This is a genomic window from Xanthobacter sediminis (assembly GCF_043195015.1).
Classification (GTDB): domain Bacteria; phylum Pseudomonadota; class Alphaproteobacteria; order Rhizobiales; family Xanthobacteraceae; genus Xanthobacter.
On sequence record NZ_JBAFWH010000004.1, the window covers coordinates 172839 to 188897 of the forward strand.

Sequence of the window (16059 nt, forward strand, 5' to 3'; positions counted from 1 at the left end):
GTCTCCCCCCTCTTGCCCGCCGTCCTCGGTCCGCGCGAAGAGGTAGGCATTGACGCATCATAATATGATGATATTAGAAAATCATAATATGAAGGGGTCGCCGATGAGCAAGGACTACAAGGCGCTGATTGCCGATATCTCGCGTTACACCGCCGAGCTGCGGAAGGAAACGCCGGATGCGATGGCGGGCTTCTACAGCCTCGCCAAGGCCGCCAGCGCCGAGGGCGCGCTCGACAAGAAGACCAAGGAGCTCATCGCCCTCGCCATCGGCGTCACCCAGCGCTGCGACGGCTGCATCGGCTTCCACACCAAGGCCCTGAAGGATCTGGGCGCGACCCGCACCGAGGTGGCCGAGATGCTCTCCATGTGCGTGTACATGGGCGGCGGCCCGGCGCTGATGTACGCCGCCGACGCCCTGCGCGCCTTCGACCAGTTCAGCGCCGACTGAGCGGCGTTTTCCAGCGCCGGCGCGCGCCAGTTCCGCAAGTGACGAAAGGCCCATGAGCCAAGCTCATGGGCCTTTGCTATGAGGTATCCGAGGCCGCTTCATGCGCCGTCTTTGCCGAGGAGGCGAGTTACCCCATGTCCGACGCCCCGAGCGAACGCACCCGCGTCAAGCGCTACCACCACCTGGCCGATTATGCGCCGCAGACCATCCACGCCATCCTCGACGCCATGCCGGTGTGCAGCGTGGCCTATGTGCACGAGGGCCGGCCGGTGGTGACGCCCACCCTGCAGTGGCGCGACGGCGACCGCATCTATTGGCACGGCTCGGCGGCGAGCCGCATGATCCGCGCCACGGCGGGGCAGGAGGTATGCGTCACCGTCTCGCTGATCGACGGCCTCGTGCTCGCCCGCTCGGCCTACAATTACAACATCAACCACCGTTCGGTGATGATCTTCGGACAGGCCGAGATGGTCACCGATCCGGAGGAGAAGAGAGCCCAGCTCCAGCGCTTCGTGGACGGCCTCATCCCCGGCCAGTGGGACCGCCTGCGCCCGGTGAAGGACAAGGAGCTGAAGGCCACCACCGTGCTCTCTTTGCCCATCACCGAGGCCTCCGCCAAGGTGCGCACCGGCCAGCCGGAGGACGAGGCGGAGGATTATGACTTTCCTGTCTGGGCCGGGGTGGTGCCGGTGCGCACGGTGGTGGACCCGCCGGTGCCCGACCCCAGGAACCTGCCGGGCGTGGAGATGCCGCCCGAGGTGCGCGCGTTCAAGATCGGCTGAGGGACGGGCGGCGCTTGCATGTCGGCAGGCGCTGGTCGTCTATATGACCGGATATTACGGGGCACGGCATGGCCGGGGCGTTCGAACAGGTGCAGGTCCAGTTCCAGAGCCGGACCGGCAATTGGAGCACGGTGATGACGGTGGAGAATCTGCCGGAGAACATCACCAATGCCATGCGCACGGTTGCGCGGGTCAATCCCGGCTGCCGGGTGCGGGCGGTCGATGGCCGTGGCCGGGTGCTGGACCTTCTGTAGCGGGGCGGCGGCGCCCCTGGCGCGCGGGTGGAGCATCAGGAGCTTCTGTCCGGTCTCGTCCGGCTGCACATTCTGCACCATGCGGTGGAGGGCGAGGTCTACCGGCGGTGGATGATCGCGGAGCTGGCGCGCCACGGCTACCACCTCAGCCCTGGCACGCTCTATCCCATGCTGCATACTATGGAGCGCAGGGGCGACCTCACCGCCCGCACGGAGCGCCCCGTCCGCCGGCTCTGCAGCGCCACCCCCATGGGGCGCGAGGCGCTGGACCTCGCGCGGCGCAAGGTGCGCGGGCTGTTCCGCGAGATGCTGCCGGAGGATTGAGAGGCCCGAGGCGAAAAAGGGCCGCGCCCCGGCGGGACGCGACCCTCGCGGCACGCTTCGCCGTGTTCACGTGGCGTCGTCCATTTGGCCCCGTTCACTCGGCGAAGGCGCGTTCCGTGACGAAGGCGCCGGGCGCGGCGTTCGCGCCCTCGGTGAAGCCGGCGGCGAGCAGCAGGTCGCGGGTGTCGCGCAGCATGGCCATGGAGCCGCAGATCATGCCCCGGTCCACCGCGGGGTCTAGGGGCGGCACGCCGAGATCGGCGAAGAGCTTACCGCTGCCCATGAGGTCGGTGATGCGGCCGGTGCGGGCATAGTCCTCGCGCGTCACGCTGGCGTAATGGCGCAGCTTGCCGGCGGCGTATTCGCCCACCAGCGGATCGGACAGCGCCTCCTCGACGATGTCGAAGCCGTATTTCAGCTCCGCCACCTCGCGGCAGGTGTGGGTGAGGATGACCTCGTCGAACTTCTCGTAGGTTTCGGGCTCGCGGATGAGGCTCGCGAACGGGGCGATGCCGGTGCCGGTGGAGAACATGTACAGCCGCCGGCCGGGGGTGAGGGCGTCCAGCACCAGCGTGCCGGTGGCCTTCTTGCGCATCAGGATGCCGTCTCCGGGGCGGACCATCTGCAGGCGGGAGGTCAGCGGCCCGTCCGGCACCTTGATGGAGAAGAATTCCAGTTCTTCGGCCCAGGCGGGGCTGGCGATGGAATAGGCGCGGTAGAGCGGCTTGCCCTGCGCCAGCAGGCCGATCATGGCGAACTCGCCGGAGCGGAAGCGGAAGCTCGAAGGCCGCGTGGTGCGGAAGCGGAACAGGCGGTCCGTGTAATGGGTCACGCTGGTGACGGTCTCGATGAAGATGCCGTCCGGGGCTTTCTTGGTGAGGTCTTCGGCGGAGAGGGGCAGGGTCATGGCTGTGTCCGTTGGCGGGAGGGGTCAGCGGGCCTCGGCGGCCTTGTCGCTCAGGAGGGGCAGCTTGTCCGGGCGGCCGTTCCAGTCCTCGGCGTCGTCGAGGGGCTCGATGCGCTCGGCGATGGCGGGCCAGAGCGCCGCATATCTGCGGTTGATCTCCAGCCAGGGCTCCGCGCCGTCCGCGCTGTCGGCGATGATGGCGTCGGCCGGGCATTCCGGCTCGCACACGCCGCAGTCAATGCACTCTTCCGGATTGATGACGAGCATGTTCTCGCCCTCGTGGAAGCAGTCCACCGGGCAGACCTCCACGCAGTCGGTGTATTTGCAGCGGATGCAGTTCTCGGTGACGACGAAGGCCATGATCGCGTCCTGAAAAGATGAGGATGGCCTTCGCTTAGGCCCAAGCGGGGGCGGGGTCTGTCAAGTTGTTGCTATCGGGCGGCCGCGCGGGGGTGGTGATCTTCATCGACCCTGTGAGGAGTCCCTTCCATGACCACGCCCAATCCCAACCCCCCGGTGGAGATCCGCCTTTCCGCGGACAAGCGCCGCCTCACCCTCGTGTGGGAGGACGGCGCGGTGGAGGCGCTCGGCGCCCCCGAGCTGCGGGCCCGCTCCCAGTCCGCCGGGGCGAAGCGCCTGCGCGTCATCGGGCTCGATGCGCCGGTGCGCTCCGACATCACCGTGACCGGCGTGAGCCTGCTCGGCGGCTACGGCCTCAACCTCTCCTTCTCTGACGGGCACGACCGCGGCATCTACCCCTGGGCGCTGCTGAGGGAGATGGCGCAAGAACATTGGCAGTGAAGGGGAAGCTCCTCTTCCGCGGGCCAATGCAATTCCTTGACCGACACGTGAGCCTGGAACGGTTCAATTTCCCCCCGACACGGACTTGAAGGAGGCTCGCGTGGACGAGATCACGGCCGGACTTTCGGAAATCGACTGCGATGTGCTGGTCATCGGCGGCGGCACCGCCGGCCCCATGGCGGCCTACAAGGCCAAGATGAAGAACCCCGATGCCAAGGTGGTGCTGCTGGAAAAGGCCAATGTGAAGCGTTCCGGCGCCATCTCCATGGGCATGGACGGGCTCAACAACGCGGTTATTCCCGGTCACTCGACGCCTGAGCAGTATACGAAGGAAATCACCATCGCCAACGACGGTATCGTCGACCAGGCGGCGGTGCTGAAATATGCCGAGAACTGCTTCGAGATGATCCAGGAGCTGGACCGCTTCGGCATCCGCTTCCAGAAGGACGAGAACGGCGACTACGACGTCAAGAAGGTGCACCACATGGGCACCTACGTGCTGCCCATGCCCAATGGCGAGACGGTGAAGAAGGCGCTCTACCGCCAGCTCCGCCGCGCCCGCATCCTCATTTCCAACCGCTACATGGCCACCCGCCTCCTCACCGGGAAGTCGGGCCGCATCGCCGGCGCGGTCGCGGTGAATACCCGTACCGCCGAGTTCCTGGTGGTGCGCGCCAAGACCGTCATCATGAGCATGGGCGCCGCCGGCCGGCTGGGCCTGCCCACCTCCGGCTATCTGTTCGGAACTTATGAGAACGCCGCCAATTCCGGCGAGGGCTATGCCATGGCGTATCACGCCGGGGCCAAGCTCGCGAATCTCGAATGCTTCCAGATCAATCCACTCATCAAGGATTACAACGGCCCCGCCTGCGCCTATGTGGCCGGCCCGTTCGGCGGATACACCGCCAATGCCAACGGTGAGCGCTTCATCGAGTGCGATTACTGGTCCGGCCAGATGATGCAGGAGTTCTACAAGGAGCTGCAGTCGGGCAACGGGCCGGTGTTCCTGCGCCTCAACCACCTCAAAAAGGAGACCGCCGACCACATCGAGCAGATCCTGCACACGGTGGAGCGTCCCTCGCGCGGGCGGTTCCATGAGCAGCGCGGCACCCGCTATTCGGAAACCATGATCGAGATGCACATCTCGGAGATCGGCTTCTGCTCGGGCCACTCGGCTTCCGGCGTATTCGTGGACGAGTTCGCCCGCACCACGGTGCCCGGCCTCTACGCCGCCGGCGACATGGCGAGCGTGCCGCACAATTACATGCTGGGCGCCTTCACCAACGGCGCCATCGCCGGCGAAGACGCCATCGACTTCTGCAAGGACGTGGATCTCGACGCCTACGACCGCGCCGACGTGCTGGCCGAGCAGGAGCGCGTGCTGGCGCCCACCCGGCGCGAGGATGGCATTCCGCCCAACCAGATCGAGTACAAGGTGCGGCGCCTCGTGAACGATTACCTGCAGCCGCCGAAGGTGACCAAGAAATACGAGCTGGCGCAGCAGCGCTTCGCCGAGGTGCGCGCGGACATGGAGGGGGCCATGATGGCCCGCGACGCCCACGAGCTGATGCGTGCCATGGAGGTCTCCTCCATCCTCGACTGCGCGGACATGGCCGCCTGCGCCTCGCTCTACCGCACCGAGAGCCGCTGGGGCCTTTACCACTGGCGCACCGATTACCCCGAGCACAACGACGCGGACTGGAAGTGCCATGTCCTGCTGGGCAAGCAGGAAGACGGCTCCATGGGCTGCGAGAAGCGCGCGATCCAGCCCTACATCGTCCCCATCTCCGACGACGAGAAGGACGCCTACTACAAGCAGCGCATCACCGCCAAAGCATGAACGACCGTGTGATCTGAAGTCGAGAAAAGGAACTGCCCCATGCCTTTGGCCAATACTTCCACCACGGTGCCGGTCGTCGTCGATGAGGACAAGTGCATCGCCGACAAGGGCTGCACCGTGTGCGTCGACGTATGCCCGCTCGACGTGCTGCGCATCTCCGAGCTGACCGGCAAGGCCTATATGAAGTTCGACGAGTGCTGGTACTGCATGCCCTGCGAGGCCGATTGCCCTACCGGCGCCGTCACCGTCAACATTCCCTACCTGCTCAAGTGAGGCGCGCCATGACGTTCGAGCCCTTCGAGGCGTTCAGCGACCTCGACGACCTTGCCGAGAAGCTGCGCGACGCTGACCCGGGCGTGCGCCGGGTGGCGGTGATGGAGCTGGCCGATACGGCCGAGCCGGAGGCGGTGGCGCTGATCGGCTCCGCTCTGCGCGACGTGGTGCCGGAGGTGCGCCTCCAGGCCGCCATCGCCCTCGGCGAGTTTGACGGCCGCGAGACGGCGGAGATGCTCGTGATCGGCCTCGTGGACAAGGACCACCGCGTCGCCCGCGCCGCCGCCGACAGCCTCGCCGAGCTGAAGGACCCGGCGGCGGCCGATCCCATCTTCCCCCTCATCGCCCACGGGGACGCGTTCGTGCGCGCGGGCGCCCTGCGCGGCATCAAGGAGCTGCGCCGGCCGGATGCGCTGCCGCTGGCCCTGCGGGCGCTCGACGATGCCGACCCGCGCGTGCGGGTGGAGGCGCTCGGCGTGGTCGGCTACCTGAAGGTGGAGGAGACGTTGCCGGCGCTCATCGCCTGCTCGCGCGATGCCCATGCCGAGGTGCGCCGCACGGCGGTGGGGGCGCTCGGCTTCTCGCGCTCGGCCCATGCGGCGGAAGCGCTGATCCGCGCGCTCGGCGATGCCGACTGGTCGGTGCGCGAGGTGGCGGCGGAGATCCTGGGCAAGGGCCGCTTCGCCCGCGCCGTGGCGCCGCTGATCGCCGCCTTCGACGACCCGGAATGGCAGGTGCGGGTGAAGATCGTGCGCGCCCTCGGCCTGCTCAAGGCGGCGGAGGCTGTGCCGCTGATCGCCGGCTGCCTGGAAGACGGCATCAGCAACCTGCGCAAGGAGGCGGCCGCCGCCCTGGGCGAGATCGCGGCGCCCGCCGCCCGGCCCTTCCTGGAGCGCTTTGTCGATGACCCCGACCCCGATGTCCGAAAGAACGTGCGCTGGGCGCTCGGTCGGATAGAATAGTTCTCGATGGAGGCCGGCGCGGCGGCGGCCCGCGCGCCGGCCTGCCGCCCGGCAGGATGCGATGCCGAAGGCCCGTGAGCTTTTTTCATTGGCTTTTGGTGAGGCCCGCGCGGCGTATGAGCGAACCTGCTTGGCGCCGGCGCCACCTGGCACCCGTCAAGGAGCGGGCGGATGGTATGACGCCCCCGCGGGGCAAGGATCGGGAGGCTCGCCATTCCGCCCACCGGACCGAAGATACCATTGAGCGCCGGGCCTTCGTCGCGCATAGCCGTCTCCCCCTCCGCCACGCCTTGCGCGGAGGCTGACCCCGCCAGGATCGGCACGCCCAGAATCGCGGCGTCCAAGGTCGCTGGCTCCAAGATTGCGGCGTCCAAGGCGCCAATGTCTGGGCCGTCCGGTGCCGAGAGCGCCGGTTCCGAGCCCTCCGCCCCCAAGCCCTCCGCTCCCAAGCCACGCGTACCGAAATACCTTGAACTCAAGGAATGGCTGCTGCGGGGCGTGCTGGAGGGTCGCTTCCGGCCCGGCGACGCCTTGCCCAGCGAGAAGGAGTTGGCGCAGCGGTTCGCCGTCAGCCGCATCACCGTGCGCCAGGCGCTGGACCTGCTGCGCGAGGGCGGGCTCGTCACCGCGCACCAGGGCAAAGGCTATTTCGTCCGCGCCATCAGCGCCATGCAGGATCTCGGCCGCCTCCAGGGCTTCGGCGAGATGATGGAGCCGCTCGGCATCGCCACCCGCTCGGAGGTGCTGGGCGCGGCGGTGGTGGAGGCCCCGGCGGCGGTGGCGCGCGCCTTCGGCACCCGGCGCGGCGAGGAGGTGGTGCGCATCGAGCGCCTGCGGATCGCCGCCAGCGTCACCATGTCGGTGGACCTCAGCTATTTCCCGCTCGACGTGGGTCACCCGCTGCTCGGCCTCGACCTCCAGCGCGTGGACATCTTCAAGCTCATCGAGACGGATCTCGGCATCGAGATCGGCTTCGCCGACATCACCATGAGCGTGGTGGAGGCCGATGCCGAGCTGTGCACCCACCTGCCGCTGAAGCCGGGCGCGCCGGTGATCCACATCGAGCGGCTGACCCATGCCATGGACGGGCGCCCCATCGATTTCGAGAACCTCTACGCGCCCGCCGGCAACCATCGCTTCAAGGCCCGCATTCCGCGCTGGTGAGCCACCGCCGGGGCGGCTCTAATAAAACAATTAAATTTATCGAATCAATTGACAATATGATGACGCCCACCCATGCTTTCCGGGTCGGGCGTGCCGGTGGCGCGTCGGGGCCGTGGCCCCCGCTGAGGCGCTCCACTTCCCGATTCTCTTGCATGTGCCTGCGCTTGTCCGCTCCGCCCCGGGGCGGGCCGCGCAGTCCCGCGACTGCGGACGGGAGGGGGCGGACCGATCCGGCGAACTTGTATTATCGGAGGCGGGCATGGCCTGCTCAAGCGGACACCAACTGCGCCATGCTTGAGCAGCGGGCAGCGATGAAACGATGGGCATTCACCCAGCGTCATTGCCGGGCGTATCCTCCTTTGGCCTTGTTTTCTGGATCTTTTCCAACCCAAGCGCCGGCATGCACGACGCCGATGGCACGCCTGTTGCGCCTCTTGGGAGGCGTTTTAGGACAAGTGCAGCTTTCGAGGGATCAGACATGCGACATCATTCGATGCTCTTTGGCGTAGCCCTCGCGGCGCTCATGAGCGCCCCCGCGCTCGCCGAGACGATCGAGATCGGCATCGGCCACCAGAGCACCGTGACCAACACCGTTCCCGGCGGCATCATCCTCGAGAAGCTGGGTCTTCTCGAAAAGCACCTGCCCCATGACGGCAAGTACAAGGATGCCGACTACAAGATCGTGTTCCAGGACTACACGTCCGGTCCGCCCATCACCAACCAGATGCTGGCCGGCAAGCTCGCCTTCGGCGTGATGGGCGACTATCCGCTGATCGTGAATGGCGCCAAGTTTCAGGCCGCCGGCAATGCGGAAACCCGCTTCATCGCCGTCACCGGCTATAACCTGAAGGGCACCGGCAACGGCATCGTGGTGCCCGTGAAGTCGGACGTCTACGAGCTCAGCCAGCTCAAGGGCAAGACCATCTCCACCCCGGTCGGCAGCGCCTCCTGGGGCATGACGCTGAAGGCCCTGCGCGACGCCAAGATCTTCGAGGACGTGAAGATCCAGAACCAGGCCCCGCCGGTGGGCGTCGCCGCCATCGCTCAGGACAAGATCGACGCCCACGCCGACTTCTGCCCCTGGTCGGAGGTGATGGAGTTCCGCGGCACCGGCCGCAAGATCTTTGACGGCAGCGAGGCGGACGTTCCCACCTTCCACGGCACGGTGGTGCTGAAGGACTTCGCCGAGAAGTATCCGGAACTGGTCCAGGCCTATATCGAGGCCGCCATGGAGGCCCAGGACTGGATCGCCAAGGACCCGGTGCAGGCCGCCATCAAGGTTTCCGAATGGACCGGCATCGAGAAGGAGGTGCTCTACCTCTATTTCAGCCAGGGCGGCATCTCCACCTTCGAGGCCTCGATCAAGCCGCAGTGGGTGGACGCGCTGAAGTATGACCACGCGCTGCTGGCCAAGGAAACCGGCCTCACCCCCCTCGATTTCGACCGCTGGGTGGACCCCACCTATGTGAAGGCCGCCTACAAGGCCCGCGGCAGGGACTATGACGCAGCGGTGAAGGAGGTGGTCTCCTCCCAGCCCGGCGCTCCCGGCCTCAAGCCCGCGGAGATCTGGATCGACGGCGCCGGCGTCACCAGGCTCGACAGCGTGAAGGCCCTGACCGAGGCCGCCAGAAAGGCCAAGGCCGACGGCAAGAGTGTGCTCGCCACCTATGTCTACGATCATGCGAGCGGCCTCAAGCTGTTCGGCAAGGTGGCCTTCTTCGTGGAGGGCAAGGACGGCGGCCTCACCGCCTTCATGAAGAAGGGCGACGCCGAGGCCTTCGCCAAGGGCTCCGGCGGCAAGGTGGTGGGCTGGGAAGCCATCGCCTCGTGAGCTGCGGCGCGGCGCGGCCTGCCCGCGCCGCGTTCCGGGCTCCCGTTTTTTCAGAACTTTCGCCCCGCAATTTCGCTTCAGGACTTGTCGTTCCATGCAAAACGCTTTGAAACACGAGGTGGCTTACGCCGTGCCGGTGTCCGTTTCCCTCGAAAACGCCCCGGCGGCGCCCCGCGCGGGGGCGGCGGGGCAGGGCGCGCGCGAGGCCGCGGGCGGCGGCCGGCCGCGGCGCGTGGGGCCGGTCCGGGCCGGGGTGAACGCCATCCTGGCCTGGTTCCAGGCCAAGGCCTACGGCCTCGTGGTGGGCACCATCGGCCTCGCCATCGGCATCGGCCTGTGGCACGTGCTCAGCGTCAACAAGGTCAATTTCTTTATTAATTTCTCGAATGTGCCGCGGCCCGGCCTGGTGTTCGCGGCCTTCATGAAGCACCTGTTCGATCCGGTCTTCTACGTGCACATCGAGGTCTCCGTGCTGCGCATCGCCGCCGGCTTCGTCACCGCGGCGGTCATCGGCATCGCGCTGGGCACGCTGATGGGGCGCTCGAAGTTCGGGGCGGCGCTGTTCGCGCCCTATATCGAGATCATGCGGCCGATCCCGGCGGTGGCCTGGATTCCGCTCGCCATCCTGATGTGGCCCACCGACGAGGCCTCCATCGCCTTCATCACCTTCCTGGGCGCGTTGTTCCCCATCGTCATCAACACCATGCAGGGGGTGGAGCAGACCCCGGCGGTGCTGGTGCGGGCGGCCAAGTCGCTCGGCGCCTCGCAGCTCCAGATCTTCTGGAACGTCATCCTGCCGGCGGCGCTGCCCAGCATCGTCACGGGCCTCGCGGTGGGCATGGGGGTGAGCTGGTTCTCGCTGCTGGCGGGCGAGATCATCTCCGGCCAGTACGGCATCGGCTACTTCACCTGGAACGCTTATTCGCTGGTGGACTACCCGGACATCATCGTCGGCATGCTGGTGACGGGCGCGCTCGGCACCATTTCCACTGCCCTGGTGCGGGTGGCAGCGCGGCCGTTCCTGAAGTGGCAGCGCCGCGCGCGCTGATCGCGCCCCGTTTCCGCATCGACGCGCTTTCGAGCGAGCCGGCACCGGCCTTGCTCGAAAGCGCCCCAGCCACCGCAACAGCATCCGGAGCCAGGACCATGGAAGAAGTCGTCTCCTTCAGCGATCGTCTCGCCGGCATTGGCGGGCGGCGCTCCAGCGTGGGGCGTGGCCGCATCCGCGTGGACGGTGTCGCCATCACCTTCGGCCAGGGCCGCAAGATGCACCAGGCGGTGATGGAAACCAGCCTCGACATCAAGCCCGGCGAGTTCGTGTGCATCCTCGGCCCCTCGGGCTGCGGCAAGTCCACGCTGCTCTCCTCCATCGCCGGCTACGTGCGCCCCTCCACCGGCGAGGTGATCGTGGACGACGAGCCGGTGCGCGGGCCGGGGCCCGAGCGCGGCATGGTGTTCCAGCAGTATTCGCTGTTTCCCTGGAAGACCATCCGCGAGAACATCGTGTTCGGCCCCAAGGTGGCCGGGCGCCCGGCACAGGAACTGAAGACCATCGGCGACACCTTCCTGGAGATGGTGGGCCTCGCCCGGTTCGCGAACGCATATCCGGCCGAGCTTTCCGGCGGCATGCAGCAGCGCGTGGGCATCGCGCGGGCGCTGGCCAATTCGCCGAGCGTGCTGCTGATGGACGAGCCCTTCGGCGCCCTCGACGCCCAGACCCGGCTGATGATGCAGGAGAGCCTGCTGGAGATCTGGAGCGCCTTCGGCATCACCGTGGTGTTCGTGACCCACGACGTGGACGAGGCCATCTTCCTCGCCGACCGCATCGTCATCATGAGCGCCAGCCCCGGCTCGGTGATCGCCGACCTCAAGGTGACCCTGCCGCGCCCCCGCAACCAGGACATGGCCACCACCGATGCCTTCATGGAGCTGAAGCGCACCTGCCATGAGCGCATCCGGGCCGAAAGCCTCAGGGCGTTCGCCCAGCAGAGCCAGTGAGAGCACGGTGAGCGACATGGAGCGCCGCATCGGCGCACTCCGGCAGAGCGAGGCCTCCCTTTCTGCTGTCTTTCTCAGCGAGGAGCCGACCGATCTCAACGCCGGCGCGGACTTCCTCCAGCGCCTGACGCCCGGCGAGATCGCCGAGCTGCGCGCGGCCGGCGCGCCGCGCACGGTGTCCGCCGGCGAGAGCCTGTTCCGCCAGGGCGACACCCATGCCGGTATCTGGCTCATCGAGCGCGGCACGGTACGCACCTTCTACGTGAGCCCCACCGGCCGCGAGATCACCCTCGCTTTGTGGACCCCCGGCCATTTCGTGGGCGGGCCGGAGGTGTTCGGCGGCGGCAGCCACGTGTGGTCCGCCGACGTGCACGATGATGCCGAGGTGCTCTACCTCACCGGCGCCAAGATCCGCATGCTGGCGGAGACCATGCCCCGCTTCGCCATCTGCCTCATCGAGGGGCTGGTGGCGAAGGGCAAGTGCTATTCCGCTCTGGTGCAGATGCTCGGCACCCGCTCGGTGACGGAGCGCCTGGCGCAATTGCTGGTGATCTTCGCGGACACTTCCAGCCGGCGGGAGGGCAATCGCCTCGTCATCGAGCGCAAGCTCACCCACGACCAGCTCGCCGCCATCGTCGGCGCCACCCGCCAGTGGGTGACCATGACCCTCGACAAGTTCCAGAAGCGCGGCCTCATCTCGGTGAGCCGCCAGTGCATCGTGGTGGAGAATTACGACCTGTTGTGCGCGGAGGTGCGGGCCTGAGGCACTGATACCATCGGCTCCGGTCTTCGACCGGCACCGCGTGGGTTCGCTCAAGCGCCGCGCGGGCTCGGCAAAGCTCCATGAGCCAAGCTCAAGGATCCCTGCTAGGTCCGCTCTGCCAGCCTCAGTGCCCGCCACTCCCGCCCGTGCCGGGCTTGGGCCGGCGCATCAGGGGCGCGGCCGCCACCAGGCACAGGAACAGCACGGTGAGCAAAGCGAACACGTCCGCGAAGGCCATCACCAAAGCCTGCTGGCGCACCAGCAAAGCGAGCTGCTTCAACGCCGCGTCCGTGGCGTTGGAGCCGAGGGCGGAGAAGGTGGCGGTGAGTCCGTCGAGTCGCTCGACGGCGGCGGCGCTGCCCCATTGCACGCTCTCGTGCAGGCGCGCGAGGTGCAGGTCCCAGCGGTGGTTCAGCACGGTGTTGATGAGCGCGAGGCCCACCGCGCCGCCGAGGTTGCGCGTGAGGTTGAACAGGCCCGAGGCGTTCTTCAGCTGGTCCGGCGGCAGGGTGCCCAGGGAGATGTTGTTGATGGGGATCATCGCCAGCATCAGGGAGGTGCCGCGCAGGACCTGCGGGATGACCAGCTCCCAGAAGTCCCAGTCCTTGGTGATGAAGGTGATCCACCAGGTGCCGAGCGCGAACCCGGCGAAGGCGATGCCCATCATGACGCGCGGGTCGAGCCTGGTCATCAGCCGCCCGGCGATGGGGGCGGTGAGGAACATGGCGACGCCGGTGACGAACATGGTCTCGCCGATCTGCAACGCCGAATAGCCCCGCACCCGGCCGAGGAAGATGGGGTAGAGATAGGTGAGCCCGTAGAGCCCGATGCCCAGCACGAAGCTGAAGGCCGAGCCGATGGCGAAGTTGCGGTTCACGAAGGCCTTGATGTCCACCACCGGGTGGGAGGCCATCAGCACCCGCGCGAAGAAGGCCACCGACGACACCGCGCACACGATGGCGAAGACGAGGATGGAATTGTCCTCGAACCAGTCGTTGGTGGGGCCTTCCTCCAGCACGTATTCGAGGCTGCCGAGGAAGCCGGCCATGAACAGCAGGCCCCACCAGTCGAAGCGGTCGAGCAGGGAGAAGTCCGGCTCGTCGAAGTCCACCAGGGTGACGGTGAGGAGGATGACGAAGATGCCCGGCACCACGTTCACCAGGAACAGCCAGTGCCAGGAGAACAGATCGGTGAGATAGCCGCCCACGGTGGGGCCGATGGTGGGCGCCAGCGTCGCCACGAGGCCGATCATGGGCGCGACGATGGGCTGCTTCTCGCGCGGGAACACCGAATAGGCCGCCGCGAACACGGTGGGGATCATGCCGCCGCCCAGAAAGCCCTGCAGCGCGCGGTAAAGGATCATCTGCTCGATGGAGGTGGCCGTCGCGCACATGAAGCTCATCACCGTGAAGCCGGCGGCGGAGGCGGCGAACAGCCAGCGGGTGGAGAGCGCCCGCGACAGGAAGCCCGAGAGCGGGATCATCACCACCTCGGCAATGAGGTAGCTGGTCTGCACCCAGGAGATCTCGTCCGACGAGGCGGCGAGCCCCGCCTGGATCTCGGCCAGCGAGGCCGAGACGATCTGGATGTCCAGGATCGCCATGAACATGCCGAACACCATGGAGAGGAAGGCGACCATGCGCCTCGTCTCCATGCCGTGGCCCGCCGCGGGGGCGGCGTGGGTGGTGGCGGACATCCCTTTCCTCCCGTCCGGCAGGCTCAGGGCTGCCCGGGCGCGCCGGCGCGGGTGTCCACCACGGCGGTGACCGACATGCCGGGCCGCAGCCTGTGGCCCTCCAGGGTGTGGGCGTCGAGGGCGATACGCACGGGAATGCGCTGCACGATCTTGGTGAAGTTGCCGGTGGCGTTCTCCGGCGGCAGCAGCGAGAACACCGCGCCCGAGGCCGGCGAAACGCTGGCGACGCGTCCCGTCAGGTCGCGATCGGGGTAGGCGTCCACATAGATGCGTGCGCTCTGGCCCGGATGGATGCGGTCGAGCTGGGTCTCCTTGAAGTTGGCGTCCACATAGACCGCGTCGAGGGGCACGATGGCGGCGAGGCGCGTGCCCGGCTGCACCAGTTGGCCCACCTGCGCGGCGCGGTTGCCCACCACTCCGTCGATGGGCGCGCGGACCACGGTGAAGTCGAGGTCGCGCTGGGCCTGGTCGCGCGCGGTGCGGTATTCCGCCAGCACGCGCTCGGCCTCCGTGCGCTGGGCCTTCAGCACCGAGAGCGCCGCCTCGGCGGAGGCGACCGCCGCCTTGGCGGAGAGCACGCTGGCGGCGGCCTTGTCGCGGTCGGCGCGGGCGTTGTCGAGCACCGAACGGCTCGCGAAATTGGAGCTGGCGAGCTTGTCCTGGCGCTCGAACTCCAGGGTGGCGCGCTGCTGCTCGGCCTCGGCCGACGAAAGCTGGGCCTTGGCCTGGGCGATGGCCGCCTCCGCCGCCTTGCCCTGCTCGTCGAAGCGGGTGAGGGCGGCTTCCTGGGTGGCGATCTTGTCGGCGGCGGCCTGCACGGCGAGGCGATAGTCGCCGTCGTCGATGCGGGCGATTACATCGCCGGCCTTCACCCACTGGTTGGCCTCGACGTCGACGCTCTTCACGTATCCGCCCACTTTGGCGGCGAGCACGGAGGTGTCGGCGCTCACATAAGCGTCGTCGGTGGAGACCTCGAAGCGCCCCACCTGCCACCAGCGGACACCGTACCAGCCGCCACCCGCCACCAGCAGGGCGAGCACCGCGCCGAGCACCAGCCGCTTGCGCGACCTCTTGGGCGGGGCAGCCTGCGGGCCGGCGGCCGGCGCCTGGGCGGCGGGGGCCTCGGCCGGGCGGGCCTTCAACACGGTGACACCGGGCGCCGGCACCGCTTCACGGTCGGCCGCATCAAGCCTCGTTGTCTGGGACACGGCGTCTCTCCGAGTCGGGAAATTGAAACTGAACCGTTCAGTTCTGGTTGGGAATGGGATACACTGTACTAAACCGTTTAGTCAATTTCTTTGACAGGATGCCCGCCTGCCCCTAAGCAGGATGACGGGCAGGAAGGTGGACATGAACCACATCAGCATGGGCGAGGCGCATGCCTCCGCCGTCGCGCGCACGGGCGCCGAGCCGGAGAGCGGCAAGCGCCGCACCATCATCGACGGCGCGCGCAAGGTCTTCTTCGAAAAAGGCTTCGACGGCGCCAGCATGGACGAGATCGCCCGCACCAGCGGCATCTCGAAGGCGACCATCTATTCCTATTTCGCCGGCAAGGTGGAGCTGTTCCAGGCCCTGGTGGAGGTGGACCGCCGCAAGTCGGCCGAGCGCCTGTTCGAATACGACCCCGCCGACCCCGATGTGGAGAGCCTGCTCCAGCGCATCGGCGAGAGCTTTATGACCATGATGGTCTCGCCCGAGCACATCAGGCTGATCCGCATGGTGATCGGCGCGGCCGAGCAGTTTCCCGCCATCGGCCGCACCTTCTTCGAGGCCGGCCCCTGCCAGGGCGGGCGGCGCCTCGCCGACCTGCTGGCGCGCCAGACCGAACTCGGCCGCCTGAAGGTGCAGGATTATGAGCTGGCGGCGTTCCAGTTCTTCAACCTGTGCCAGGGCAATCTGGTGAAGGGCCTGATGTTCGGTACCAACCGGCCGCCCACGGCCGAGGAGATCCGCGCCACGGTGGCGGCCGGCGTCTGGGTCTTCCTCGCTGGCTACGGTGTGAAGCCGGCGTGAGCG

Annotated in this window: 18 protein-coding genes; 14 read left to right on the forward strand and 4 right to left on the reverse strand. The window is 67.5% G+C overall.

The features are described 5' to 3' along the window. The first annotated feature begins 103 nt into the window (after positions 1-103). From V5F61_RS06795 to V5F61_RS06810, 4 genes are all read left to right on the forward strand, one after another. Complete coding sequence (locus V5F61_RS06795; RefSeq protein WP_393987799.1) at positions 104-448, forward strand: carboxymuconolactone decarboxylase family protein; 345 nt, start codon at positions 104-106, stop codon at positions 446-448. A 134-nt stretch (positions 449-582) separates the two neighbouring features. Then, positions 583-1230 (forward strand): pyridoxamine 5'-phosphate oxidase family protein, encoded by a 648-nt coding sequence (locus V5F61_RS06800; RefSeq protein WP_393987798.1) that lies wholly within the window; start codon positions 583-585, stop codon positions 1228-1230. A gap of 68 nt (positions 1231-1298) precedes the next feature. Further along, on the forward strand, positions 1299-1484 hold the full coding sequence (locus V5F61_RS06805; RefSeq protein ID WP_393987797.1) for a hypothetical protein: 186 nt from the start codon (positions 1299-1301) through the stop codon (positions 1482-1484). Positions 1485-1511: 27 nt separating this feature from the next. Beyond that, positions 1512-1808 carry a PadR family transcriptional regulator gene (locus V5F61_RS06810; RefSeq protein ID WP_393987796.1) on the forward strand — a complete coding sequence of 99 codons (297 nt, stop codon included), beginning with the start codon at positions 1512-1514 and terminating at the stop codon, positions 1806-1808. A gap of 94 nt (positions 1809-1902) precedes the next feature. Here the strand turns inward: V5F61_RS06810 and V5F61_RS06815 are convergent, their stop codons facing one another. Together V5F61_RS06815 and fdxA are read right to left on the reverse strand one after the other, a co-directional pair. Next, the gene (locus V5F61_RS06815; RefSeq protein ID WP_393987795.1) at positions 1903-2715 is read right to left on the reverse strand and encodes a ferredoxin--NADP reductase; all 813 of its coding nucleotides are present in this window, start codon (positions 2713-2715) and stop codon (positions 1903-1905) included. Positions 2716-2739: 24 nt separating this feature from the next. After that, positions 2740-3075, reverse strand: coding sequence for a ferredoxin FdxA (gene fdxA, locus V5F61_RS06820; protein WP_393987794.1), 336 nt, complete (start codon positions 3073-3075; stop codon positions 2740-2742). A gap of 129 nt (positions 3076-3204) precedes the next feature. On the opposite strand from fdxA, the gene V5F61_RS06825 reads away from it, so the two are divergent. From V5F61_RS06825 to V5F61_RS06865, 9 genes are all read left to right on the forward strand, one after another. Next, positions 3205-3516 carry a gamma-butyrobetaine hydroxylase-like domain-containing protein gene (locus V5F61_RS06825; protein WP_393987793.1) on the forward strand — a complete coding sequence of 104 codons (312 nt, stop codon included), beginning with the start codon at positions 3205-3207 and terminating at the stop codon, positions 3514-3516. Positions 3517-3616: 100 nt separating this feature from the next. Next, a complete protein-coding gene (locus V5F61_RS06830; protein WP_393987792.1) occupies positions 3617-5356 on the forward strand; it encodes a fumarate reductase/succinate dehydrogenase flavoprotein subunit in 1740 nt (579 codons plus the stop codon). A 39-nt stretch (positions 5357-5395) separates the two neighbouring features. After that, a complete protein-coding gene (locus V5F61_RS06835) occupies positions 5396-5629 on the forward strand; it encodes a 4Fe-4S dicluster domain-containing protein (RefSeq protein ID WP_393987791.1) in 234 nt (77 codons plus the stop codon). A gap of 8 nt (positions 5630-5637) precedes the next feature. After that, positions 5638-6591: a HEAT repeat domain-containing protein gene (locus tag V5F61_RS06840; RefSeq protein ID WP_393987790.1), complete on the forward strand. Its 954-nt coding sequence runs from the start codon at positions 5638-5640 to the stop codon at positions 6589-6591. A 381-nt stretch (positions 6592-6972) separates the two neighbouring features. Further along, a complete protein-coding gene (locus V5F61_RS06845; protein ID WP_393987789.1) occupies positions 6973-7755 on the forward strand; it encodes a GntR family transcriptional regulator in 783 nt (260 codons plus the stop codon). A 478-nt stretch (positions 7756-8233) separates the two neighbouring features. Further along, the gene (locus V5F61_RS06850) at positions 8234-9586 is read left to right on the forward strand and encodes an ABC transporter substrate-binding protein (RefSeq protein WP_393987788.1); all 1353 of its coding nucleotides are present in this window, start codon (positions 8234-8236) and stop codon (positions 9584-9586) included. A gap of 94 nt (positions 9587-9680) precedes the next feature. Then, entirely contained in the window at positions 9681-10634 is a 954-nt protein-coding gene (locus tag V5F61_RS06855) for an ABC transporter permease (protein WP_393987787.1), read from the forward strand. 98 nt (positions 10635-10732) lie between these two features. Continuing rightward, on the forward strand, positions 10733-11584 hold the full coding sequence (locus V5F61_RS06860; RefSeq protein ID WP_393987786.1) for an ABC transporter ATP-binding protein: 852 nt from the start codon (positions 10733-10735) through the stop codon (positions 11582-11584). A gap of 16 nt (positions 11585-11600) precedes the next feature. Next, positions 11601-12347 (forward strand): Crp/Fnr family transcriptional regulator, encoded by a 747-nt coding sequence (locus V5F61_RS06865; protein WP_393987953.1) that lies wholly within the window; start codon positions 11601-11603, stop codon positions 12345-12347. A 124-nt stretch (positions 12348-12471) separates the two neighbouring features. On the opposite strand, the gene V5F61_RS06870 is transcribed toward V5F61_RS06865, so the two are convergent. Both V5F61_RS06870 and V5F61_RS06875 read right to left on the reverse strand, forming a co-directional pair. Beyond that, the gene (locus V5F61_RS06870; RefSeq protein WP_393987785.1) at positions 12472-14043 is read right to left on the reverse strand and encodes a DHA2 family efflux MFS transporter permease subunit; all 1572 of its coding nucleotides are present in this window, start codon (positions 14041-14043) and stop codon (positions 12472-12474) included. A 23-nt stretch (positions 14044-14066) separates the two neighbouring features. Further along, positions 14067-15251, reverse strand: coding sequence for an HlyD family secretion protein (locus V5F61_RS06875; protein ID WP_393987784.1), 1185 nt, complete (start codon positions 15249-15251; stop codon positions 14067-14069). Between the two features lie 142 nt (positions 15252-15393). On the opposite strand from V5F61_RS06875, the gene V5F61_RS06880 reads away from it, so the two are divergent. After that, the gene (locus tag V5F61_RS06880; protein WP_393987783.1) at positions 15394-16056 is read left to right on the forward strand and encodes a TetR/AcrR family transcriptional regulator; all 663 of its coding nucleotides are present in this window, start codon (positions 15394-15396) and stop codon (positions 16054-16056) included. The last annotated feature ends 3 nt before the right edge of the window (positions 16057-16059 follow it).